Annotated in this window: 26 protein-coding genes; 6 read left to right on the forward strand and 20 right to left on the reverse strand. The window is 35.9% G+C overall.

The window, feature by feature from the left end; all coding sequences use genetic code 11:
* The 12 genes from KKC91_07395 to KKC91_07450 all read right to left on the reverse strand — a co-directional run.
* Positions 1-274, reverse strand: a 274-nt coding sequence (locus tag KKC91_07395) for a prepilin-type N-terminal cleavage/methylation domain-containing protein (GenBank protein MBU0478374.1), incomplete at its 3' end; no start/stop codon positions are given.
* Positions 275-500: 226 nt separating this feature from the next.
* The gene (locus KKC91_07400) at positions 501-1,277 is read right to left on the reverse strand and encodes a hypothetical protein (protein MBU0478375.1); all 777 of its coding nucleotides are present in this window, start codon (positions 1,275-1,277) and stop codon (positions 501-503) included.
* A 2-nt stretch (positions 1,278-1,279) separates the two neighbouring features.
* Positions 1,280-2,200 (reverse strand): class II fructose-bisphosphate aldolase, encoded by a 921-nt coding sequence (locus KKC91_07405; GenBank protein ID MBU0478376.1) that lies wholly within the window; start codon positions 2,198-2,200, stop codon positions 1,280-1,282.
* Positions 2,197-2,967 (reverse strand): amidohydrolase family protein, encoded by a 771-nt coding sequence (locus KKC91_07410; protein MBU0478377.1) that lies wholly within the window; start codon positions 2,965-2,967, stop codon positions 2,197-2,199. The genes KKC91_07405 and KKC91_07410 overlap by 4 nt, the downstream gene beginning before the upstream one ends.
* Positions 2,967-3,443 carry an RpiB/LacA/LacB family sugar-phosphate isomerase gene (locus KKC91_07415; protein ID MBU0478378.1) on the reverse strand — a complete coding sequence of 159 codons (477 nt, stop codon included), beginning with the start codon at positions 3,441-3,443 and terminating at the stop codon, positions 2,967-2,969. The genes KKC91_07410 and KKC91_07415 overlap by 1 nt, the downstream gene beginning before the upstream one ends.
* A 21-nt stretch (positions 3,444-3,464) precedes the next feature.
* Entirely contained in the window at positions 3,465-4,937 is a 1,473-nt protein-coding gene (locus tag KKC91_07420) for a DASS family sodium-coupled anion symporter (GenBank protein ID MBU0478379.1), read from the reverse strand.
* An 11-nt stretch (positions 4,938-4,948) separates the two neighbouring features.
* Complete coding sequence (gene sucD / locus KKC91_07425) at positions 4,949-5,830, reverse strand: succinate--CoA ligase subunit alpha (GenBank protein MBU0478380.1); 882 nt, start codon at positions 5,828-5,830, stop codon at positions 4,949-4,951.
* Positions 5,827-6,954 (reverse strand): acetate--CoA ligase family protein, encoded by a 1,128-nt coding sequence (locus KKC91_07430; GenBank protein ID MBU0478381.1) that lies wholly within the window; start codon positions 6,952-6,954, stop codon positions 5,827-5,829. The genes sucD and KKC91_07430 overlap by 4 nt, the downstream gene beginning before the upstream one ends.
* A 5-nt stretch (positions 6,955-6,959) precedes the next feature.
* Entirely contained in the window at positions 6,960-8,384 is a 1,425-nt protein-coding gene (locus KKC91_07435) for an aldehyde dehydrogenase family protein (GenBank protein ID MBU0478382.1), read from the reverse strand.
* Positions 8,381-9,334: a transketolase family protein gene (locus KKC91_07440; GenBank protein MBU0478383.1), complete on the reverse strand. Its 954-nt coding sequence runs from the start codon at positions 9,332-9,334 to the stop codon at positions 8,381-8,383. Before KKC91_07440 ends, KKC91_07435 begins: the two co-directional genes overlap by 4 nt.
* A gap of 13 nt (positions 9,335-9,347) precedes the next feature.
* Complete coding sequence (locus tag KKC91_07445; protein ID MBU0478384.1) at positions 9,348-10,196, reverse strand: transketolase; 849 nt, start codon at positions 10,194-10,196, stop codon at positions 9,348-9,350.
* Positions 10,193-11,413: an ROK family protein gene (locus KKC91_07450; protein ID MBU0478385.1), complete on the reverse strand. Its 1,221-nt coding sequence runs from the start codon at positions 11,411-11,413 to the stop codon at positions 10,193-10,195. The genes KKC91_07445 and KKC91_07450 overlap by 4 nt, the downstream gene beginning before the upstream one ends.
* 580 nt (positions 11,414-11,993) lie before the next feature.
* On the opposite strand from KKC91_07450, the gene KKC91_07455 reads away from it, so the two are divergent.
* Positions 11,994-13,016: a hypothetical protein gene (locus KKC91_07455; GenBank protein ID MBU0478386.1), complete on the forward strand. Its 1,023-nt coding sequence runs from the start codon at positions 11,994-11,996 to the stop codon at positions 13,014-13,016.
* A 6-nt stretch (positions 13,017-13,022) separates the two neighbouring features.
* The gene (locus tag KKC91_07460; GenBank protein ID MBU0478387.1) at positions 13,023-13,901 is read left to right on the forward strand and encodes a hypothetical protein; all 879 of its coding nucleotides are present in this window, start codon (positions 13,023-13,025) and stop codon (positions 13,899-13,901) included.
* 49 nt (positions 13,902-13,950) lie between these two features.
* Here KKC91_07460 and KKC91_07465 read toward each other — a convergent pair whose 3' ends face one another.
* From KKC91_07465 to KKC91_07490, 6 genes are all read right to left on the reverse strand, one after another.
* Positions 13,951-14,322: a calcium-binding protein gene (locus KKC91_07465; GenBank protein MBU0478388.1), complete on the reverse strand. Its 372-nt coding sequence runs from the start codon at positions 14,320-14,322 to the stop codon at positions 13,951-13,953.
* A 261-nt stretch (positions 14,323-14,583) separates the two neighbouring features.
* Positions 14,584-15,162 carry an RQC domain protein gene (locus tag KKC91_07470; GenBank protein MBU0478389.1) on the reverse strand — a complete coding sequence of 193 codons (579 nt, stop codon included), beginning with the start codon at positions 15,160-15,162 and terminating at the stop codon, positions 14,584-14,586.
* A 41-nt stretch (positions 15,163-15,203) separates the two neighbouring features.
* Positions 15,204-15,923 (reverse strand): sugar phosphate isomerase/epimerase, encoded by a 720-nt coding sequence (locus KKC91_07475; protein ID MBU0478390.1) that lies wholly within the window; start codon positions 15,921-15,923, stop codon positions 15,204-15,206.
* Entirely contained in the window at positions 15,920-16,987 is a 1,068-nt protein-coding gene (locus tag KKC91_07480; protein ID MBU0478391.1) for a hypothetical protein, read from the reverse strand. The genes KKC91_07475 and KKC91_07480 overlap by 4 nt, the downstream gene beginning before the upstream one ends.
* The gene (locus KKC91_07485; GenBank protein ID MBU0478392.1) at positions 16,956-17,102 is read right to left on the reverse strand and encodes a hypothetical protein; all 147 of its coding nucleotides are present in this window, start codon (positions 17,100-17,102) and stop codon (positions 16,956-16,958) included. The genes KKC91_07480 and KKC91_07485 overlap by 32 nt, the downstream gene beginning before the upstream one ends.
* 45 nt (positions 17,103-17,147) lie before the next feature.
* Entirely contained in the window at positions 17,148-17,396 is a 249-nt protein-coding gene (locus KKC91_07490; protein ID MBU0478393.1) for a 4Fe-4S binding protein, read from the reverse strand.
* Positions 17,397-17,751: 355 nt separating this feature from the next.
* Here KKC91_07490 and KKC91_07495 point away from each other — a divergent pair, with 355 nt between their 5' ends.
* The 4 genes from KKC91_07495 to KKC91_07510 all read left to right on the forward strand — a co-directional run bounded on the left by KKC91_07495 (position 17,752) and on the right by KKC91_07510 (position 19,841).
* Positions 17,752-17,949, forward strand: coding sequence for a helix-turn-helix domain-containing protein (locus KKC91_07495; GenBank protein ID MBU0478394.1), 198 nt, complete (start codon positions 17,752-17,754; stop codon positions 17,947-17,949).
* A gap of 319 nt (positions 17,950-18,268) precedes the next feature.
* On the forward strand, positions 18,269-18,520 hold the full coding sequence (locus tag KKC91_07500; protein MBU0478395.1) for a hypothetical protein: 252 nt from the start codon (positions 18,269-18,271) through the stop codon (positions 18,518-18,520).
* Between the two features lie 58 nt (positions 18,521-18,578).
* A complete protein-coding gene (locus tag KKC91_07505) occupies positions 18,579-19,163 on the forward strand; it encodes a hypothetical protein (protein MBU0478396.1) in 585 nt (194 codons plus the stop codon).
* A gap of 15 nt (positions 19,164-19,178) precedes the next feature.
* Positions 19,179-19,841, forward strand: a complete 663-nt coding sequence (locus KKC91_07510; GenBank protein ID MBU0478397.1) for a hypothetical protein — start codon at positions 19,179-19,181, stop codon at positions 19,839-19,841.
* A gap of 339 nt (positions 19,842-20,180) precedes the next feature.
* Here KKC91_07510 and KKC91_07515 read toward each other — a convergent pair whose 3' ends face one another.
* Together KKC91_07515 and KKC91_07520 are read right to left on the reverse strand one after the other, a co-directional pair.
* Positions 20,181-20,594, reverse strand: a complete 414-nt coding sequence (locus KKC91_07515) for a tyrosine-type recombinase/integrase (GenBank protein MBU0478398.1) — start codon at positions 20,592-20,594, stop codon at positions 20,181-20,183.
* Between the two features lies 1 nt (position 20,595).
* Positions 20,596-21,192, reverse strand: coding sequence for a phage integrase SAM-like domain-containing protein (locus KKC91_07520; protein MBU0478399.1), 597 nt, complete (start codon positions 21,190-21,192; stop codon positions 20,596-20,598).
* Positions 21,193-21,437: the final 245 nt, after the last annotated feature.

A 21,437-nucleotide genomic window follows, 5' to 3' on the forward strand; every position in this document is an offset into this window, starting at 1 on the left:
TGATTGCTATTACAACCAAAAGTTCTATTAAAGTAAAGGACGCCCTGTTTAGAAGCCATGCCTTCACCTCATAGACCAAACCGTGCGTGCGGTTTTCCCTCACACGGCTTTCCCCCTGAGTTTCTTTATGTAGCATTCGTTGAGTACTAAAGTAAGTTTGGAACATAACATACCCCCTTTTCATAAAAGTAAGCATTCGACCATTTCCGAGTGCCAGATATACCTTTTCGTTGTTTTCGTCGTCTCCAGAATATACGAAGTTGCGCACATGCATAATTATTCATAATTCAATCCTAAACATCACCACCATTTAAGTCAATAAAAATATACCTTCCCCTCTGAAAAGCATCTTTATTTGCAAAATTCATAATTCTTTTCATCCATCATTTTGTTACTCATATCTTTTTCTCCATTTAAATTTCTATTCTTTCTCCCCTGTAGCCTGGGCTATATCTATAATTGGAGGTTGGGCGGCCAATTCTGTAAGTGTAACGCAAAAATTAGGATGATTCTGAATTAACGAACCAGGGCATTCCGCTGTTATCGGGCCAAAAAGAGCTCTCCTCAAAACCCCAGCATGCCAGGAACGCATAAAAGTAAGATGTATTTTTTTTTGACATAAGAAGTTCATACATGCCCAATGTTACAGCACGGGTAGGCAAAATTTTGAGATTCCCATTTGTTCCTCCCATTGCCATCTGAACTGTACTCTCTCGAGAAATAGTAAGCACTCTAGCTCTAGTGTTTCTCATTTCTTTAACTGTCATCGTATTTCCATGTTCAGGAGGATCATTAAAAGCAAAATGTCCTGTAATCCCAAACCCTCCATAACAAATATCCACTCCGCCAATTTCTTCAATCTTCTTAGTAACAACTTCTGGATCATGAGGATCAGGGAAATTAATATTCCGCACATCAAAATTCAAATCTATATCTAATTTGTCCACAAAGCTTCTTTTCATAAAACTATAAAAACCAAGCGGATGGTCATGCGGAATAATCTCCTCATTGTCTCCTACATATTCGTCCATCATAAAAAGAACAAGATTTTTAAGAGAGATTTTTTCTTTGTTACAGATATCTGCAAGATATAAATAATCTAATGGACCAACAGGAAGTATTAAATACGTTTTTTCATCCTGAGAGTTCTTCACCTTAATATGATCAGCAATCTCGCGGGCAATTCTAACATTCAGATCATGTAGGGCAGGCACAACTGTAAATTTAATATTCCTGCAATTTAATAAGTCTTGTTTAGTTTTTGCATAATAGTCCATATTTATTTCCTCCTGCTAATTATATTCGCTGCTTTACCTTCTGAACCAAGCGCACAGATTATTTTTTTCATATCCTGCTTCAGACGATTCTTGCATTCCTGCATAATTTTCCACGGATGCCAAAGATGTGCCATTTTATCCGTCAATTCATTAAAATACTTAATATAATTAAATCTGAATGGTTCTCCAAAATTTATCTTGGCCATTCCTCCCCGTGCAAGTCTTGAGATGTCATCAAGAGAAATGCCGCATGTGCCATGCTGAACAAGAGGAATTGAAATAGAATCACGTAATTTCTCTAATAATTTGAAATCTATCCCCTCCTGTTTTTCATAAACCCCATGTGTTGTTCCCACAGATATAGCAAGCATATCAATGTCCACTTCCTTAACAAAACGCAACGCTTCGTCAATTCTTGTCTTAGCTGGAGTTATAGACGGTAAGACAGGAACAGGAATTCTGCCTATTAACGCTTCTTTTTCAGGTTCATTTCCTTTTACATATCCTACTTCTGCTTCAACCGAAACGCCCAAAACACTGGCTACTTTCACTACCTCACGAGTTTCTTCAATATTTTTATCAAGAGGGTAATTAGATGCATCAAACATTACAGAACTGAATCCTGCTTTCATTGCTTTTACGACCGAAGTAAAACTTTTTCCATGGTCAAGCTGAACAGCAACAGGCACAGTGATCTCAAGTTCACTGCAAAGAAACTCAGCCAAATTCAGATAATAATCAAATCCTCTGTATTCACAATTCGGCTCATACACCTGCAGGATCAAGGGTGTATTAAGCTCTTGAGCTGCCTCCAGTGCAGCGCGCGCTATATCATAAGAGCCGCCATTTGTATTTAAAGCAGGTACAGCGTAATTATTATCTCTCGCATCGTTAACCAGTATCTTTGCGCTATAAAATTTCATAATTTTAAAATAGATTTTGCATTATTTGAATAAAAGTTGTTTTTTTCATGTTCACTGAGAGATAAGTCTTTTAAAAGTTTTTCTTCTCTTTTCAAAACAAGTCCTACTTCACTGTAATGAACATCCGTTCCGAATAACACTTTGTCCCACGCTCCTTCCCACCATAGATATTCCTTAAAGAATTCCGGTTTTCTTTGAGCACGCCAACCGGGAGTTGCTCCTGTTATATCTACATAGAAATTAGGGATCATTCTTGCAAGATCCGATGCTTCTGAAAACCACGACACTCCCATATGAGCGCATATAACATTTATTTCTGGAAAAGACCTTGCAATTCTCTCGATATGTATTGGACGTGTATGCGCTGAAGAAGGGATCCCCTTATAATTGCTTTTCGGAGGACCTAATATTCCGCTGTGGAAAAGAATAGACACTTCCAATTCTGCGGCTTTTTCATATACTGGGAAAAATCTTTCATCATCGTAATCAAAATTTGGCATTGTCATTTTAAGAGCTTTAAAACCTCTCTCTTTAAATCGCAAAACATCTTCCGGCAGATCCTCTCCAAGACGAAAATACGCAAATCCAATTATTCTATCAGAATACTTTATAAAAGCTTCTTCAACGTCATTATTGTCTTTATGCTCAAAAATACTGCCAAGACCGCTTATGCAGACAATATCAATGCCAAGATTATTATAAGTCTCTAACATTTTTTCAATATAGTCAGGTTCATCAATATAGTGAGCGTGAAAATCAATTTTCATCAACACATTTCCTCCGATTCTATCTTTTTAACCTCTTTAAAAGCATTAGTAAGAAATTTCTGCCTGTCTTCATCGAATCCTTCTGTGAATTTCTCAGTCAGCCATGCTTCAACCATTTGTACTGCCACTTGAGGGGCTACAATCCATGCGCCAAAAGTCAGAATATTTGAATTATTTACAACTTTTGCCATACCTGCTGAATAAACTGACTCACAAGACACAGCATATACTCCTTTGAATTTGTTGGCAGCAACAGCCATGCCTGCTCCTGTGCCGCAAATAAGTATTCCTTTATCTAATTCGCCATTTTGAACCTTTTTCGCCACTACAGGCGCAACTTGATAATAAGCTTTAAATTCATCCTGAGAGGTCATTCCAAGATCACGTATCTCAATATCCTGCTTCTCTAACAAATAATTTTTTATTTCTTCCTTTAAGCCAAATCCGGACTTATCAGCCCCAATTCCTATAATCATATTTTCTCTCCTTCTCAATATTTAAAATTTATATACACCGGTAATCTGTCCCATAACAGCAATGGCTATAGTGACACAAACAGCGCCTACTATAGTCATAATTATCCCGGCTTTTGCCATATCCTTGATTGAAAAATATCCTGAAGAGTATGGGATTACATTTGTAGGGGTGGATGTTACAAGAATGAATGCGAGTGAACTGGTTATTGCTGCAGGAGCGGCAAGTAGCCAGGGATTTAGTCCTAAATCCTGAGCCAGGGCTATTATGAGAGGGATAATGATAATCCCTGTTACTGTATTACTTGAGAAAGCAACCTTTAATAACGAAACTATCAAAATAATAGCAAATATTCGGATAAGAGAAGATACTTCTCCTATTTTTCCGAACATTGCCCACGCAAGCCATCTTGCTGCTCCTGTCTTATAGAGCATCATGCCAATGGAAAGTCCTGAAACTACGAGTACTATTCCTCCCCAATCTATCTCGGACTGAGCCTCTTTCCAACTCAATATCGAAATAAAGGGAAAGAAAAATAGAAGCGCAGAAAAAAGAGCTATCTGCGAAATAGATAAACTTATAATGCCTCCTGTCATTTTTCTTAACAGGGGCGCTCCTAACCACAGAACAACAGTTAATAGAAAAATCGCTATGGTCTTCTTTTCATTACTGCTTAAAGAGCCATGCTGTTCTAACTCTTTCTTTATCTCGTTTTTACTTATTGAAAGCTCCTTAATTTCCAGAGGAAATACTTTCAGCAGAATAATCCATGCACACGGGACTAATAAGACTGCTGAAGGGACACCTATCGTCATCCACTGAATAAAATTAATGTTAATACCTGCCAAATCTCGTAAAAATCCTATAGCAAGCGGGTTTGAACCACATCCTGCAGGAGTGCCAATTCCGCCTATAATCGGTCCCCATGCGCAAGAGATCATAAGAGCGCGGCCAAAATTGCTTTTCAAGGGTTTAATGTTCTCTCTTTTTAGAATACTTACACCTAACGGCAACAATATAGCAGCAACCGCCATATCTGTAATCCACATAGACAAGAGCATGCCAACAACAAGAAATCCCAGAATAACTCTGGAAGTTTTTGTTCCCACACAATGTAAAATTAGCGAAGCCAGCCTGTTTCCAAGCCCTGATTTTGTTATTGCGGCAGAAATAATCAAAACTCCAATGAAAAAGCAGATTATCTCATTTCCGAACCCGGCTTTTACAATCTCTTTAAATGTATCTACTCTGAGAACAGCAAGCAATACCATAGAGAACAAGCCTGTAACTGCAAACGGAAGAGCTTCAGTAAACCACAGAAGCACAGCAAAGAATAGAATTGCTATAGAAAGTCTGCCTGCAGAACTCAAGACGATCAAATCTCCTGAGGAAGTTTTTAAGTTCGGAAAATATGGGAATATACAGATAAGATATAGCGAGACAAGTGCGATAAAAATGATTAATCCGTTTTTTTTATGGTTATTCTTTGTTTCCATTTACAATTCTCTCAATTCAAACACGTTTTAAGCAATTCACCAACCTGGCTTGGCCTGTCAGCAACAAGGGCACCTGCTTTGCTTAATGCCCCAATTTTGCCCGCAACTGTACCCTTGCCTGCGGTTGCAATTGCTCCTGCATGACCCATTCTTTTGCCTATAGGAGCAGTTCTTCCTGCAATGAAAGCAATTACCGGCTTGGTAAACCGCCTGGATTTAATTTCCTCAGCTACTTCTTCTTCCATTGTTCCGCCTAACTCGCCGATCATTACAAGCGCATCAGTACAATTATCTCTCTCAAATAAAGGAAGAACCTCTGCAAATCTGGTGCAGGGAACAGAATCACCTCCTATGCCGATAAGCGAAGAAACGCCAAATCCAGCTTTTACAACCATGGCAGTTACCTCATTTGTAAGAGAACCACTGCGCGTGATAACTCCAATACTGCCTTTTTTATATACACGTTTAATCCAGTAAGGGAAAATCCCCATCATACTGACTTCGGGTGTTATTACTCCTGAAGTATTTCCGCCAATCACCATTGCACCAACTGAACGAGAACCAGTTCGTATCTGCATAGCATCGTGCACAGGAACACCTTCAGCAATAACAACAATTTTTTTAATCCCGGAATCGAGCGCTTCAAAAACTGCATCCTTTGCAAATGCGGGTGGCACAAAAAGAACAGAAGCATTAGCGCCGCATTCATGCATAGCCCGTCGTACTGTATTAAATACTTTTACGTTTTCTATAACTTGTCCTTCTTTGCCCGGTGTTACACCAGCAACTACATTAGTCCCCAGACCAATCATATGTTTTGTCCAGAAACTGCCCTCTTTGCCGGTAATTCCCTGAACCAGAACACGTGTGTCTTTATCAACAAAAACACTCATTTTGCGCTTCCTCCTGCCGCTAATTCCACAGCTTTTTTTACTGCGCTTTCAGTATCTTTTAATGGCTCAAGACCTATACCTCGAAGTATTTTATCTGCTTCTTCCTCACCGGTACCGCGAATCGCAGTTACAATTGGAACGTTGGGCTTCAACTTCCTGATCGCATCCGCAATACCCTGCGCCATTACATCTGCTCTGGCAATAGTTCCAAACGTAACAATTAAAATAACTTTAGGCTTATTTTTTAAGGTAAGTTCCATTGCCTGAACAGCTCTTGTATAATTTGGCCCGCCAAACTCTAAATAATTGGCAACGCTTCCGCCATAGTAATTAATAAGATCATAGACTGTATTGGTAAGCCCTGCGCCTGCGCACATGAGTCCGATGGTTCCGTCAAACTGCAGGTAAGGAATTGATTTTTCAGATGCTTCGTATTCAATATCGCTTTCAAAATAATCCCTTGTTAAAGTAAACCGTTTTTGTCTAAAAGAGGAATTATCATCTATAATAAGTTTGGCGTCCGCTGCTATTAACTTACCATCACTGGCAAGAACAAGCGGATTAATCTCCAGCAATTCCGCATCGTACCTGCAAAAAATATCAAACATTTTTGAAAGAATTTTTAATCCTTGTTTAAATGCATTACCTTTAAGACCAAGTCCAAACATGACATTGCGAGCCTGAAACGGTAAAAGCCCTTTGAAAATATCAATCTCTTCTTTAATGATTTTCTCCGGCGACTTCTTTGCAATATCTTCAACATCCACTCCACCTTCTAAAGATGCCATAACCAGTATTGAACTCAAAACAGGATTGATAGTAATTGCTAAATAAAACTCTTTTTCTATATTAAGCTTTTCTTCAATCAGAAGTCTTCTGATATTTGTGTGCGATGAAAAAATCTTTGTTGCTTTTTCTCTTGCTTCATCTTTCGTCGAAGCAAACTGAATCAGACCAGCCTTGCCCCTTCCTGCCTGAAGAACCTGTGCTTTTAACACGCAAGGCAATCCTACCTCTCCTATAGCTGTGTTAATATCTGTATCCCTATCAACAAGTTTTCCCTTTGGAACGGGAATCCCTGATTCCACAAAAAGTTCTTTAGTCTGATATTCAAATAATTTCATAGAATTTATTTGGGGTTACGCAACCCCTTCCCGTATTTCCGCCAGTATTCTCCCCACATCTCCTCATCAGTGGGTTTACTAGGCTCAAACGGCTCTGAAACCCATGTAACATTTATAAAATGCTTCCATGTAATATTCTCAGTTGTAATATTGCCTCCCCATGTACCGCACCCAAGTGTTACAGTTGAGGGCATTCCATTGAAAAAATTCCCGCCGTTAGCAGGTGCTTGCGGCTGACGGACCATAATGCGGCTTGTCTTAGCTGCCATAGACACTTTATCTATATAATCATGGTTAAACGTATAGATGCCCCATGAATGCCCTATTCCAGAATACTCTGTTAATTTAACTGTACAATCAATAGCATCGTCAATATTTTTGTATTTCCACAATGCCATAACAGGAGAAAGTTTTTCTCCGCTGAATCTGTCTCCTCCCGGATTTTTGCCAATTACCATAAGCATGCTGGTATTATCAGGTACCTCAATATCGGCATCCAAGGCGATTTTACACGCAGATACTGCTATAATCTTTGGATTCAGCGCCATCTTACCTGTTTTTTTGCTTGGAACCCACATCCATTTTTCAAGCTTTCTGCGTTCCTCGTCATTACATAAATATCCTCCGTTTTTCTTAAATGCTTCTACCATCGCATCAAAAATACTTCTATGAATAACTATTGAGTTGTCCGAAGAACAGGAGGTAGCGTAATCAAAGGTTTTGCTAATGCATATTTTTTTTGCTGCATCTTCAATATCTGCATCCTCTGCTACAATTATCACGGGATTACCAGCGCCTACTCCGTATGCAGGTGTACCGCTTGAATATGCAGCTTTTACCATTGCAGCGCCGCCTGTTGCGAGTATCAGGTCAACCTGACGCATTAATTCCTGACTCAGTTCAACAGTCGGTTCTTTTATGTACTGCACTAAATCCTGAGGAGCACCAACTTTCCTTAATCCCTCACGCATTAAATCGCATACCAATTTGCAGGATCTATTTGCTTTTGGGTGAGGAGCAAATATAACAGCATTTCTTCCCTTAAGAATGGATACAGCATTACTTGCAGGTGTAGCCGTAGGATTCGTAACAGGTGTTAAGGCGCCAACCACACCAACCGGTTTTGCATATTTTGTAATCTTTTTTTCTTTGTCATGTTCAATAACACCAACGCTTTTCTGTCCCTTGATACTGCTAACAACACCGAGAACCTTAACCTTATGCTTGGTAATTTTATCTTTGTAATTGCCCATTCCTGTTTCCTCAACAGCAATCTTTGCGCATGCCTGAATGTTTTTATCGTTGTATACCTGCCAGCCTACGGATAAGCACACTTCATCTATTTGTTCCTGCGAGTAATGCTCAATCTGCACCTGAGCATTGCGGGCTCGTTTCAGTAATTCAGTTATAACTTTTTGATCTTCTGTCATTTGTTTGATCTCCTCAGCATGTCTTTTGCCGCGTCTATAATATGGCTGACATTTGTTTTATGTTTATTCAATAAGTACTCTGCTGTTGCAACTTCACCAAACCTATCAGGAATTCCGAGACGCTTCACTTTCGTGGGATAATGTTCACTCAGGACTTCGCACACAGCCCCGCCAAGACCTCCCAGAATATTCTGATTTTCAATTGTTATCACACCCTTGGTCTTCTCTGCAGACAGAATAAGCGAATTCTCGTCAAATGGCTTTACGGAAGGATAATGAATCAGTTCTGCATCAATTCCCTGTTTCTCTAATTCCTGAAGAGATTTCAGGGCAATATGAGTCATATAACCCGTGCTAATAAGTGTGATATCTTTCCCTTCTTTTACGACAACAGCCTTTTCCGGATTAAATGTATAATCTTCGTCAAATATTTTCCCCATTTTGGAGCGTATCAATTGCATATAAGTCGGCTGTTTAGTTTCAGCCATATAATGAAGCACTGAACGGAGTTCATAAACATCGCATGGCGAATAAACATGCATATTTGGCATTATGCGCATAATAGCGAGATCCTGAAAGCACATATGAGTTCCGCCGTTAGGACCTGCTGTGATCCCGGGTGCTGTCCCGATTATCTTTACATTATTATTTGCATACGCCACGGAGATTGTTGCTTGATCATATACACGTCTGGACGCAAAACATGTAAAGCTAGCACAGAATGGGATTTTTCCCTCTGAAGCCAGACCTGCTCCAATACAGATCATGTTTGCTTCTGAAACACCTACATTAACAAAATTCTTCGGATGTTCTTTTAAAACAGTGGGATTTGTTCCGGACGCTTTACTTAAATCAGCCTCTACAACCATAACCTGAGGATTTTCCTTAATTAACTCGTTTAATGTTAATGCATATACTCTTCTCATTTCCTCTTCATGCAGCTTAGCCATTTCTTTCATCTCCTCAATATGGAAGTTTTATATTCTTATCCACAAGTGCATTCATATACTTCTTGTACGCTTCTTCATCCGGAACCTTTATATTGTGACTTTCAGGCTTATTTTCAATAATTGTATTCCCCTTGCCTTTGATCGTATGTGCTATAACCATTGCAGGTTTATTTTCTACTGCAATTGCCTTATTAATCGTAGTATAAATCTCGTTCCAGTCATGACCATCCATCTCAAAAACTTTCCAGCCAAAACTCTGCCACTTATCCGTTAAAGGTTCCAATGAAAGGATATCATCTGTGAAACCATCAATCTGTAACTTGTTGTAATCACAAATAACCACGAGATTATCTAATTTGTTATGTGCTGCAAACATAGCTGCTTCCCAGATTTGTCCTTCATTACTTTCTCCATCCCCAATAATGCAGAAGGTTCTATATGATTTATTATCCAGCTTTCCTGCTAAAGCGATTCCGCAGGCACATGAGAGCCCCTGTCCAAGGGAGCCTGCTGACATATCAATACCTGGGGTAAGGATCTGATCCATATGAGAAGGCAATCTTGTTCCATTTGCATTCAGAGTAGGCAGCCAACTCTTTGGGAAAAATCCCTTATATGCCAGAGCTGTATATATAACTGGACCAGCATGCCCTTTGGAAAGAACAAGACGATCACGTCCATGCCAGCGAGGATTTTTTGAGTCAATATTCATTATTCGGTAGTATAGTGTAATGATTATTTCTACCAGGCTCAACGCCCCTCCCAGATGTCCTGAACCTGCCCGGCATATCATGTCTGTAATTACATAACGAAACTCCTTTGCCAATTGATCAAACCTATGCTCATTAAATTTCTTACTCATGAATAATATCTCTTCTTTATAAACTGATGGCTGCTTGAATTAATTGCCAGAATCCCAGCACCTATTGCTCCTGTATATTCTCCGCTTTTTGAGAAAATAATCTCTAGATTAACGCGCGCTTCTTCTACTGCATAAGCCCTTATTTTTCGCTCAATAAGAATCCTGACTTTGTTTTCAAAATCATTTAATATCCCACTTATTATTACTTTCTCAGGATTGAAAATATTTACTAAGTTTGCAATTAATATACCTGTGTTCTTTGCCAGTTTCTCAAAGAGAGACAGAACAAACTTATTTCCTTTTTTTGCTTCATATATTACGTCATTAAGAGTAATCTTATCTTTTTTCGCAATAATTTCTTTTGAGAGTTCTGTGCCGGAATTTTTTTTAATTGCCTGTCTTACTTCATTTAGTATTGACTTACCACTATTCCATGCCTCTATACATCCCTTTGCGCCACATTCGCACTGAGTGGCATTATTGAAAAGAATAGTATGTCCTACTAATCCCGCTGCATTACTTATTCCCCTGTATATCTTGTCATCTATTACAATTCCAAGAACTATCCCATAACGAACAAGGAGAAATAAAAAGTTCTTTGACTCTTTTCCTGCACCTATATATTGTTCTGCAACAAGAGGTGTTCTTCCATTCGTATCGATGGATATTGGAATAGGAAATTCATTTTCTAATGTTTCTTTTATTGAAGTCTGGAGTAGATATCCTCTATTAAGATGTGAATGGATGTTATTCCTTATGTTAACCAAAAGAGGAAATCCAATACCTATCCCAATTATATACTTCATTTTAATTCTATTTTCCTCTATCAATCTCTTGATTAACTTAACAAGATTTGATGTAATCTTATTTATATCCTTGATATTCTCGATAGGCATTTTTTCTACTACAATAGGATTCATAGCAAAATCTACAATTGACACTCTGATATTTATCTGAGCTTCCATGTCTATCCCGATTGCATAAGCAATTTGGGGAATGACGCTTAAAGCTATGGGCTTACGCCCTCCTGTGCTTTCGCTTTGTCCAATTTCTTGGATAATTTTATGTTTAATTAAATCATCTACGAAATTAGTGATAGTAGCTGGAGAAAGGTGCAACTCTTTCCCAATATTCTGACGTGATATACCCAGATTTGCTCTGATAAAATCAATTACTCGAAGTTTGTAATATTCTTGTTTTTTTATCTTTTTATCCATGTCAATTAAATTATACAAACATACAATCAATTGTCAAGACTTTTTTTATTTCTGAAGTAAGTTTGTTTAATTTAATGCTGCAATTTATTTTTTATTCAGAATTAAATATTATCTCTAGCACCGATTTTAAATTAATTTGCATTATGCTAATTTTGCGTTTTAAAAAATAGACAAAATTAACATTAGCTAGCTGTATTCTTTATATTTAAAATAATAAAAACAAAAAATTCAAAGAAAAGAAATAAGATTTTTTTGGATAAGAGAACAAGATTAACAATTAACAGCAGCAGTATCGAGTTTAATTCGAATAAGGTGCCTTATGCGAAGTTGCCGACATTAAACCTGCTTGTTTTCCTTGTTCTTTTTATAAAAAACTTCAGAGAGACAATGGAAAATAGCAGTAGCATTCACAACTAAATCCTTTCTGTTTTAAATTTACCTCCAATTTAAGAAATCCATGGTGAAATTTCAGATGTGCTTGACATATCTTTCACTGTATAGTATGCTTTCAACAAATGTTGAAAGCTAATATAATAGAGAAGCTAATAGGATGAAAGTCAAGGAGATAAGACAGCAAATCTTGAAAGACGTATATTCTTTATTGCTTTCACTTAAGATTAGTAAGATAGAACTAGATAAGAGAATTTCTAGCCAGAGATTTGATTTAGCGTTTAAGATAAAAATACAGAACCGGCAAGAATGGCTTTTGCTTTGTGAAATCAAGGAGCTCTTACAGCCACGTATGGCTCGTGAAATATCCGCCCGATTTAAAGAAAAGATTGCAAATTTAAATAAAGTTTATCCTGTTTTGATAACTGCTTTTCTGGGAGAAAGAACAAGGGAAATTCTTAAAAAAGAAGGCATAGGCTATCTAGATTTAGCGGGTAATTGTTTTTTAGAATTCAATAATGTTTATATAGAAAAAATTGTGGAGAAGAATCCTTTTGTTGGTAAAAGAAAATTAAAAACAATATTTAAACCAGTATCAAGCCGTATTTTGAGGGTATTACTTGATGAGCCTAAAAAAAACTGGAGGATATTGGAATTATCAAAAATTGCAGAAGTGAGTCTTGGCCAGACCTCTAATGTTTGTCGTTGGCTTTTAGATGAGGAGTACCTTAAGAAAGACAAGGGCTTTTATTCTTTAACTGAGCCAGGTAAGCTTTTGGATGAATGGTGTCAAAATTATACTTATACCCAAAACAAGATGTTTGCTTACTATTCCTTTGAACAGAATCTTGAAAAGTTAATTAAAAAAGTTCTACAAATTGGTAAAGATAAAAGTTTAGAATATACTTTGACACTTTTATCCGGTACTTCTCTGGTTGCTCCGTTTATCAGGGGTATATCCAGTTTACAGATGTATATTGCTGACAGTGAGGCTCTTTCTAAATGGGTGCGTTTACTTGATCTTCGGCCAGTGGAATCAGGAAGTAACATTTCTATGTATATCCCTTATGATGAAGGTGTGTTTTATAAGACACAAAAAGTAAATGGTATTAAGATAGTAAGTAACGTCCAATTGTATCTTGATCTCTATAATTATCCTGCACGAGGCAGAGAACAGGCTGAATTTTTAAGGAGAACAAAAATAAAGTTTTGATGAAATATGGTTAAGAGATTAATTACTGATTTAGATACGCGACTCGTAGAGGCATCAAAATCTATACTCTTAGAGATAATGACTATATTAGGTGCCTATAGAAGCTCACTTGTTTTGGTGGGTGGATGGGCGCCTTACTTTATTATAGAGAGTTTTAAATCTTCTGATGATGATTTCATTCATGCAGGTTCTCTAGATATTGATATTGCTGTTAATCCCAAGAAGATTTCTGAAGTTGAATATAAGTCAATACTTAAACTTATAGAAGAACGAAATTATACCCATTCTTTTGACAAAGAAGGCAGAGCTATACCTTATGCTTTTGAGAAAAATATTTCAATTCCAGGGTATAAAGATAAGCAGCCGATAGAGATTGATTTTTTGGGGCCTGAATATGGTGGCAGAGGAAAGCGAAGGCGTCATCAAATAGTCCAATCAGAGTTGTTTATAAGAAAAGCCAGAGGTATAGATATTGTTTTTGAACACTCTTTTATGTATAGGTTAAAAGGGAAGTTACCCAAAGGAGCATGTAACGAAATAGAGATCCAGATAGCTGATTTAGTTTCCGCATTAACTATGAAAGGCATAGTCCTTGGTGCGCGCTACAGCGAGAAGGATGCGTACGATATTTATTCCCTAATTTCCCATTACAAAGATGGCTTTAGTTCAGCAGCAGAAACGATAAAACCTTACCAAAAAGATAAACTTGTGAATGAAGGGATAGAAAGCATTAGGCAGAAGTTTAAGACAAAAGATTCTATTGGCCCACAGTGGGTGGCGGATTTTCTAGTTAGTGGCAGAGAGTTCTCGAGCGAAGAAAGACAACGCTTAGTAACAGATTCTTATATGCAGGTTAATGAATTTTTAATACTGTTGTCAAAATGATTTAGATGCTTTTGCTTAAATAAAATAGTCGGATAGGGACGCTAACTTTTTACTGATGATTCCAAAACCACATGCAATAATCATCAACTAATTGCTTATTCCTGCCATGTTCTTTAACTTTAGTTTCTGCTAAAGGGACCTCAAACCTACGTCTTTCCTGTTTACCTCTTATGAATATACCATAGGTTTCAGGCAGAGGTGACTTGGCAAGGGCTATAAAGCCAGTTACCTTAATTCTATAATAGGTGTCTTCCAGAGGGCCGGTTTCTACAGAATACACAACCTCAAAAGGGAATGATAAGTTGCTAATTAAATATCTGTAGTATATTGCTAAAGTTTCTTTTGAGACAGTAGGAAGTTTTTCATTTTCTGAAATATTTAAAATCCGGCGAACCCTGTTTTCACCATCTTTTATGGACATTCCTGCCTCTTTTGCGTAATTTCCACCTTGACATGTTGGATTCTATACAAAATAGGTGGTTTTGTTAAATCACATGTCAAGCGCATTTAGAAATGTCCGGGTTTTGAAAAAATTAGTAGTGGTAAATTTTTATTTTTGTTTCCCTACTTTAAGTTGTTTTTGCGTTCTGGGAAATCCGATATTCACATGTTGAAAGCCGACACCTTCTGTAAGCCTCTTTTCAAAGCTCATCTCGTTTCTTATTTTTCCCAACCCTTACCCTCATTTATTTTCCAGTTCCCGAATTATATATCTTATCTTCTTTTGAACTTTTTTATAATCAACCTTTCCCCAAGCTTCTAAGATTGGAATATATTTAGGATTATTTGTTGCTTTTACTTTATCCAACAATAAAAAAATCAATTGACGGTTGCGATCCTTCAGGTAGGTCATATCATAATCATCTATACCACTTTCAAGTAACTTATTAAATCCTGCTAAAAGTTCATCAGAATACGCATCCATTTCAATTGCCCATCCCTTGTCAGTATATACAAGCAAAGGCAGGCGATAATCATATTTGATGGCCAGATAGTCATTCAATATTAGCCAATCAATTTTAGCAGTAATTTTATCTAATGCAAGAGCTTTGAAATAGCCGTAAGCAGCTGATGTATGTAGTTTAAGTTCGATAACTTTTTTATCTTTCGATCCTTTTAAGATTTTAGCAAGCAGAGACCGGCCACCTTGCATAATTATTTCATCCGCTCCTCTTAAAATACATTTAATTTCTTCAAACGGAAGCGCAGAAATCCCTTTTGTATCGAAATAAACAGGAACTCTGTGGACTTTTCTACCCATGTCTTTTCAAAATTCCTATTCCATTTTGATGGGAGGGAACTTTATCTATGTCTGGCATATTCATCGATAAGAGATTTTAAATCGGCTGACATTTGACCATGGGATTCAGGTAAATACTCTAATATTATATTCCCGTTCCATTTATTTTTAATAAGATAATCAACTACTTCTCTGCAAAAGCTATCAATCGGTAAGTGGTGGATGGTATCCCCTTTAGCTGAAAGATGGATATTTACAATATTGTCTTTATAATTTTTAAGCAAACTCCATATCCTTTTATTGTCCTTTATATGTGCAAGGTCAAGAGTCATAGGTAAATTAAACTCAACTATTTCATCGGGAGTAAACACTCTTCTTTTTCCAGAAAAAGTTTCAATACTAAAGATAATACTGTTCTTATACAAAACAGTGAAATACTCTAAGTTTTTAAGTGCCTTTTTCTGTATATCTTGATTTTTATTTGTATTATTGGGATGCAAAGTTATAGTCTTTACGCCAAGTATTCTTGCAAAATCAGCTATTTCCTTTCCCCATATTTTAAATCTTTCATCTGTAATAGGAGCTTGGACCGCGTGTATGCCCAAAACTTCTATGCCTAAATTCTTAATTTTTTCCGCTATCTCTTTCAAATATGCCCTAATAGGTTCATAGATATCCCAATAATAAGGCAAAGCTATTTCCACAGGTACATTTAGATTAGAAAACCTTTCTTCTATTTGTTCAATTTTATCAAATGACTGTCTAATTCCAAACTTAATCATTTAATCTCTTTCAGGATTTTTAACTTATCCCATTCTATATGCTTAAAATACGCTTTCTTATGTTCTCGAGAAGGAATATAAGAGAAAAAATTATCTGAATAATTATTTACGGTGAAATAAGTTTCTCCTGTAAGGTAATCTAAAACTTCTTCCAAATTTTGGGCAAGAAAAGAAACTTTACTGTTAATTAACGCTTTTACCATTTTTATAAAATCCCTAACATAAGCATAGTTGGTTACCCTTAAAGAATACTTCCAAGAATTATTGGATGAAGGTGGATAGAGATGAATGCCGTGTCTATGCCAGCTAAAAACAATTTCAAAAGGGTGCGAACCCATCCACTTGCTACTCTCGTACCAGTTCAAAAAGGCTTTTTTACTGTTCCTGTTCTTAATGGCAAGCATTCCTCCATCTCTTCTATCCGCCCATCTCCTATACATTCCCAAGGGTTTAAGACTTGAGGCTTCCTTACCAAAAGATGCTTTATAACATATGCTGGCTGTATTTAGATAATCACTTAAAGAACAACCTCCTGTCTTAATATTTTTCTGTAAATGGCACCCATAATCTTTCATTATTTTTGCTTTTTCTTTTTGAGAAATTATCCTATCCAATATATACTTACCTTTAATTTTTCCTGTACGAAAATCGTATGGAACCGTCTTTTTTACAATCTCTCCCTTTGTCTGTTTTATAAATTGCATAAATCTAATTGCTTCCTGAAATATCTTTTTAAATACTTTCTCTGTTTCTTTATTTCCTTTTTTAATATGTAAACTGCCCAGCTGGAAAAAATAGCAAAAGAAATCTTTTTCATATTTGGCAACACTAAAAGGGGTGCTTATCTCTTTCCCTTTTCTTTTTAAAGGTAAATAAAATTGTTCCCAGCGTTTCTCGTATTTATCTTTATAAGAAAAACAAACTCTGTTTGTTAAATCCTTTACTAAATTATATATCTCAAGATTCTCAATTATGCGAGAATTAGAAAGACGATCTAAACGATCTTCCACCTCACGAAAATTGATTTTAGGATTAATTTTGGATGTTTGTCTTCTGAATTTCATAAGAATTATATCTTTGAGTTTCTCTCTTTTCTTTTACTGCTTCTATAATATAATTTGTAATAGCTTCATTATACATAGATTTTTCAGTCTTTGTTCCTTTTATTGACTTACTCATAATTAACCTCCTCTTTTACTGCATGATATTTTACTTATGTTATAATTACTTAGCAACTGTTTTCCCCAATTTTCTTTTTTGGCAAATTTCTCTTTTGACTGGTGTTCTTCGCTGAGCTATTTTGCCAATTTTCCTCTGCAAAGTTCCCATCGGGCAAACCATACACCATGCACGCTGTTTCATTGGAATGCCTAAGACAATAGCAATTATAGTTGTTACTAAACACATTGTTACAAAAACTGCGCCTATGGCAATCAGATTACCGCCTGTTTGAATAATACGAAAAGACATCATTAAGAAACATAAAATAACGAATTTTTAGCCATATGGATATGATTTTTAGCCATTTGGGGGATTGGAAAATATACTTTAAATGTAATACAAAAATAGATGACAAAAATAAACAAAGAAAAGCTCACTACACTAAGACTTTATAGTCAGCAATGGCAAGACGTAGCAGAAATTGCTAATAAAAAGGAAACATCTGTAAGCCAGCAGATACGGGAAGCAGTGGAAGAGCAAAATCACCTAAATGGGGGATATTTTTTCACCCATTTGGGGGATTGAAAAATTCTGCTTTAAGTGTAATACAAAAACAGATGACAAAAATGACACAGAAAATTTTTATTAAAAAGATATTAGCTTAAATATGGAAAGGCTATTAACCACTAAACAATTAGCTGAGGTTTTACAAGTAGCACCTTCAACAGTCTATTTCTGGGTGCATAGTGGTTTTGTTCCATATATAAAACTAGGCAAATGTGTAAGATTTAATGAAAAAGCAGTATCCAAGTGGATTGAGAACAGGGGTAAAAAGGGAAGATTAACATATAAAATTGAGGTATAGTCCGAAGTAAGTATTTGACACCACTTATCACAACCTATTGCTATTCAATGCAGTTATATCAACATACTATTGATTTGTGCCCATTTTGTGCCCAAAGAGTGCCTAAAAAGCAAAAAAGCTAAGTAATATTTAGAAGAAGATTTGTATATCTAAAGAGAAACATATTCTCCTAAGAAACTTGACACCTGCATTATATAGTCATACAATTATTGCTCTGGTAACAAAGTTTGTTGTATGAAAACCACAAAATACGAGGTTCGTATATCAGTTGTTATGAGGCATAAAATATTGCAAAGGTTGTGTGAAAAAAGGGGGAGATATGGAGAATTATAGATTTGGTGTTATTTTTTGTGCTAAATGCGGCAGCCTTTTGGTTGATAGTGGATTCACTAGCCCTACCTCCTTAAAGTGTTATGAATGCGAAAATGTTGATGATTTCAAAGTAGGTAAGGTTCTTATGGATAGTCCTGATTCTAAGATTGAAGACCTGCTTAACCAAGCAGTTAGAGATGCACACATTGAAAAGCTACGAAGTAAGTTTGGGAAAAGAGATAAATTTACTAAGGGATAGAGGGATTTTAAGTTAAAAAAATAAGTAATTGATTTAAAGTGTCCTTATAATACCCGAAATGATGAAATATATTAAAATTATCAGCACGCTATTCGCTATCGTAGTAATCATGTTTTTTTTACACTGCACTATCAGTAATAAAGAAAATTTATATGCCTCCATAGGCGGAACTCTTTTAGGTTTTTTAGGCGCTTTTGTAATATACCAAATTAGCGTTATGATTGATGAAAAACATAAGAAAGAATCAAAAGAAAGAAATACAAAGTATATATACCAACTTTATAAAATGGAATTAGAGATAAATAAACATCATATAAACGATTTGATCAATAAAAAGTGGATACCTTTCTATAAATTAAAAACTATAACCAGAGATAAATTGTGGGGTGAGTTAGCTGATTATTGCAAAGATTTAAATTTAATGAAAAAACTCCAAGTTGCATATGGAGAATTTGAATTAATAAATAATAAATTTGATATTATGAATTCTGTAAGAATACATCAAAAAAGCACAGTAAATGAGAAGGAAAGGACGGAATTGAGTAAAGAACTCAAGGAACAACTTGAAGGAAGTATCGATTTAGGGCAAAAAGTCCTTAACGTGATACAGGAAAGTATAGGGATTTTAGATAAACCCATATAACAAAGAAGGTGTCAAATGTTTTTACTTTGGTCATACAGCATTTTCACAATTACGATATTTGTAGGCATATATTTATTAGTTAAGTATAAATTAAAACAAATAAAGCTTGTCTTTTGGTTATTCCTATTACCACTCATCGGAATTATTGGCATTCAAATTAAAGCAGATAAAATTTTTTCTACTCAACTCAGTGATATAAATATCAATTTAGCTCAAAAAGTTGAAACTTTAGAAAATAAAATAGAAAATTTAAAAGAGAACATGCATCATTATTATCAACAAACTAGGCATGAGATTTTTTACCAAAAAGACAAAGATGCAAGAATTAAAGTTTTCCCATATCCAACAGAAGAAGCAGTTGTTGTTTTTATCGAATTATCAGAGATTCCTGAAAAAAACTCAATAGCGTTTGGTTCTGAAACAGGTATTCGTTCTCCTGCCACGTATGAAATATTTCGTAATGTTATTATGTATCGTGCTGTCTTAAAGCCCGATGAAGTTTTGAAAGAAGAGGATGATTTTTTTGAAATAAAATATATGCCTGATTTTTTTACTAAAAACAAGTTTGTTTCTATCGAAAATATAAAATTAAAAAACTGGACAGACTGCAATGTTTCTGTTGATTTCATGTTAAGAGATAATAGCGATAGGGTTATCGCTACTTTTTCAACAGAATAAAAAGGAGGTGAAGATATAAATGGCAAAAGATAAGCCCAAAAAAAAACCGACTAAAGGTATCCCATCTAAAAATAAGGGGAGAAGTAAAAAAGGGAAAAGACCCAAAAAAGGATAAGCATATCGAGCCTTAATGTCTTTTGTTAGAGCTCAATAACGAAAATTACTACCTCTAATACCGCTAAAGTTGTTGGGGGTGTTTTTTCTCTTTTGCTTATATGTATTATTTACCCACCCTCTTAATATATCTTCTCTCAAATAACATCTTGGGGTTAAAGAAATGGATGAATTTAACATAAAAAACTTTTTCATGCTAAAAATTCAGTTTATCCACTGCGCCTTTTAGATGTTCAGGTGCAAATGTTCAGGTGCAAGGTGTGAATATATCATTGTAGTCTTAATATCAGCATGTCCCATAAGTTTCTGGACACTTGCTAAATCAACCCCTTTCATCACAAGATGACTTGCAAAGGTATGTCTTAGGGTATGTAATTTTGTAAGTTCTGGAATGTCTGCTTTTTTTGCTATTTGAATCAGCTTGGTTCTTAGTTTATTACGGTGTATTTTGTTTCCGATACTGTTGTAGAATACAAGAGAGCCCTTTCTTCTTTTCTTATGAAGCTGTTCTAACAGTTTAAACAACTGGGCATTTATCGGAATGTCCCTCTCTCCTGTTTTCGGCTGCCAAGTGTCTTTAATCTGTATTTTAATGATTCTTCTTTCAAAATCTATATCTTTCCATTCTAAGTTTATCACTTCACCCCCTTCTCATGCCTGTATTTAGTAATGTAAAAAATATCGGATAAGTTCTATCATCGCAGTTTGCTAACAGGCTCTTACACTCCTCATCTGAAAGGAATCTTGGAGTCTTTGTATTCTTAACTTTTATAGAGGGCACATCGTTAAGGGGATTTTCCCTTATCATATTCCACTTGATTCCCATATTAAATATCGTTTTTAATATAGTTAGTTCATGGTTGATGGTAATATCCGCTATATTAGATTTGCGGGATGCTTTGTATTTTTCAAATAATGAAGGGTTAAGCTGGGATGTTTTTGTGATATAAGGTTGTTCGTTTAGAAACTTGGAGAAATTAGTTATTATTTCTTTGTATCGTGTTGTTGTGCCCTTAGAGTGATTAGTTTCTGAATAACTGATAAAGTCTTTAAAGAGTTTATCAATAGTGGAGTCCTTATCAATAAACCCGATTTCATTTTTTGCAATCTTTACTTCAATATCCTTGAGTGCTAGTTCAGCAAGTTTCTTTGAGTGCCCTACATTCTTTCTTGTCCGTCTGTTTCCTATTCTATAATCAACAAAATAGGTACTATTTTTCTTTCGGAGAGTAGCCACTTTTTCACCACATCTTTATCTTAATTATGGGCACATTTTGGGCACAGTGCCATTTTGTCTGAGAATAGCATATTTATAAGTGCTTGTCAACAAGTGAATTACGGGTGTCAGATAAAATTTAAAAGTGCACAGTTTTTAAGCGATTTAAGTTTTAAAAGTGCACACCTAAAAAGCCCCCAAGAATTGGGGGTTTGGGGCATACGTGTTAAGTTAAGCGATGCATTTTCTGATTATGGGTTTCTCAA

It is taken from the genome of bacterium (assembly GCA_018812485.1).
Classification (GTDB): Bacteria; JAHJDO01; JAHJDO01; order JAHJDO01; family JAHJDO01; genus JAHJDO01.

Excerpts from the sequence above, each read along its gene's own strand:
- KKC91_07400 (MBU0478375.1), bottom strand. The coding sequence starts at position 1,277 with ATGGACTATTATGCAAAAACTAAACAAGACTTATTAAATTGCAGGAAT.
- KKC91_07405 (MBU0478376.1), bottom strand. The coding sequence starts at position 2,200 with ATGAAATTTTATAGCGCAAAGATACTGGTTAACGATGCGAGAGATAAT.
- KKC91_07410 (MBU0478377.1), bottom strand. The coding sequence starts at position 2,967 with ATGAAAATTGATTTTCACGCTCACTATATTGATGAACCTGACTATATT.
- KKC91_07415 (MBU0478378.1), bottom strand. The coding sequence starts at position 3,443 with ATGATTATAGGAATTGGGGCTGATAAGTCCGGATTTGGCTTAAAGGAA.
- KKC91_07420 (MBU0478379.1), bottom strand. The coding sequence starts at position 4,937 with ATGGAAACAAAGAATAACCATAAAAAAAACGGATTAATCATTTTTATC.
- sucD (MBU0478380.1), bottom strand. The coding sequence starts at position 5,830 with ATGAGTGTTTTTGTTGATAAAGACACACGTGTTCTGGTTCAGGGAATT.
- KKC91_07430 (MBU0478381.1), bottom strand. The coding sequence starts at position 6,954 with ATGAAATTATTTGAATATCAGACTAAAGAACTTTTTGTGGAATCAGGG.
- KKC91_07435 (MBU0478382.1), bottom strand. The coding sequence starts at position 8,384 with ATGACAGAAGATCAAAAAGTTATAACTGAATTACTGAAACGAGCCCGC.
- KKC91_07440 (MBU0478383.1), bottom strand. The coding sequence starts at position 9,334 with ATGGCTAAGCTGCATGAAGAGGAAATGAGAAGAGTATATGCATTAACA.
- KKC91_07445 (MBU0478384.1), bottom strand. The coding sequence starts at position 10,196 with ATGAGTAAGAAATTTAATGAGCATAGGTTTGATCAATTGGCAAAGGAG.
- KKC91_07450 (MBU0478385.1), bottom strand. The coding sequence starts at position 11,413 with ATGGATAAAAAGATAAAAAAACAAGAATATTACAAACTTCGAGTAATT.
- KKC91_07460 (MBU0478387.1), top strand. The coding sequence starts at position 13,023 with ATGGTTAAGAGATTAATTACTGATTTAGATACGCGACTCGTAGAGGCA.
- KKC91_07465 (MBU0478388.1), bottom strand. The coding sequence starts at position 14,322 with ATGTCCATAAAAGATGGTGAAAACAGGGTTCGCCGGATTTTAAATATT.
- KKC91_07470 (MBU0478389.1), bottom strand. The coding sequence starts at position 15,162 with ATGGGTAGAAAAGTCCACAGAGTTCCTGTTTATTTCGATACAAAAGGG.
- KKC91_07475 (MBU0478390.1), bottom strand. The coding sequence starts at position 15,923 with ATGATTAAGTTTGGAATTAGACAGTCATTTGATAAAATTGAACAAATA.
- KKC91_07480 (MBU0478391.1), bottom strand. The coding sequence starts at position 16,987 with ATGAAATTCAGAAGACAAACATCCAAAATTAATCCTAAAATCAATTTT.
- KKC91_07485 (MBU0478392.1), bottom strand. The coding sequence starts at position 17,102 with ATGAGTAAGTCAATAAAAGGAACAAAGACTGAAAAATCTATGTATAAT.
- KKC91_07490 (MBU0478393.1), bottom strand. The coding sequence starts at position 17,396 with ATGATGTCTTTTCGTATTATTCAAACAGGCGGTAATCTGATTGCCATA.
- KKC91_07495 (MBU0478394.1), top strand. The coding sequence starts at position 17,752 with ATGGAAAGGCTATTAACCACTAAACAATTAGCTGAGGTTTTACAAGTA.
- KKC91_07500 (MBU0478395.1), top strand. The coding sequence starts at position 18,269 with ATGGAGAATTATAGATTTGGTGTTATTTTTTGTGCTAAATGCGGCAGC.
- KKC91_07505 (MBU0478396.1), top strand. The coding sequence starts at position 18,579 with ATGATGAAATATATTAAAATTATCAGCACGCTATTCGCTATCGTAGTA.
- KKC91_07510 (MBU0478397.1), top strand. The coding sequence starts at position 19,179 with ATGTTTTTACTTTGGTCATACAGCATTTTCACAATTACGATATTTGTA.